We start from the raw sequence: 882 nt of genomic DNA on the forward strand, positions 1-882 counted from the left end.
TCCGCCGGCCGGCGGCGGCACGAAGCCGACCGCGCCGTTGCCGGTGTCGAACAGGATGGTCTCGCGCCCGGTCTCGATCAGCACCGGGGTGAAGCCCGGCTGGAAGCGATCGGGCGGCAGGCGGTTGGCGCGCATCAGGGCCTCGACCTCGCCCTTGGGGCGGTCCTCGCCGACGATCGGCCAGGGGCCGTCGATCATCCCGGCGGCATCGAGCAGCATCGTCACGCGAAAGGCGCCGAGCGCGAACCGGTACTGCGCCGGCGTCGCCGGGCCGAGCGGTTCGGACCGCGCCGACCGAGGCAGCAGCGCCGGGGCGGCCAAGGCGGCGAGGCCGGTCGCGGCGAGTTGCCGGCGCGTCCGTTCGATCATCGAATCATTCCCTTCGCCCGCGTGAGGCCGCAGACTGCGCGGCGTGGGCGAAGGCCTACCGGCTGCGGGGGATCGGGCGCTTGTACGAACGTGCTGCCGACGACGGGCCGTTGCGGCCGCTCTGGCATGTGGCCGGCGCGACGACCTTCTTCGCCGGGCCGTTGCGCTACAATGCGGGGCACCAGCACGGCGCGCCGGTCTTCCTCGCGGGGCTCTACGGCAACTTCCGCCTGCGCGTCGGCACGCAGGACTGGACCAGCTGCCGCACGGCGATGATCCCGGCCGGGTGCGTGCACGAACTCGACCTCGGCGGCGACCCGCTCGGCGTGCTCTACCTCGAGCCGGACCGCTTCGGGGTCGAGGCGCTGACGCCGCTCCTTCACGGCACCCGCGAGATCGCGGGCGCGCTCCTGGGCGCCGCCGGCGAGACCACGCCGCTGCGCGACCTGTTCGAGCACCGCGACGGCGCCTCCGCCGCCGGGCCGGCGCTCGCCGACCTCCTCGCGTTCGCGG

The 882-nt window shown here is 74.8% G+C and carries 2 pseudogenes; one reads left to right on the forward strand and one right to left on the reverse strand.

Annotated elements, in window-relative coordinates:
• Positions 1-369: pseudogene (locus FV222_RS27645) on the reverse strand (MBL fold metallo-hydrolase); the annotation flags it as partial.
• 80 nt (positions 370-449) lie between these two features.
• On the opposite strand from FV222_RS27645, the pseudogene FV222_RS27650 reads away from it, so the two are divergent.
• A pseudogene (locus FV222_RS27650) lies at positions 450-882 on the forward strand (AraC family transcriptional regulator); the annotation flags it as partial.

The sequence above is a fragment of the Methylobacterium sp. WL103 genome (assembly GCF_008039885.1).
In the GTDB taxonomy this organism is placed as follows: domain Bacteria; phylum Pseudomonadota; class Alphaproteobacteria; order Rhizobiales; family Beijerinckiaceae; genus Methylobacterium; species Methylobacterium cerastii.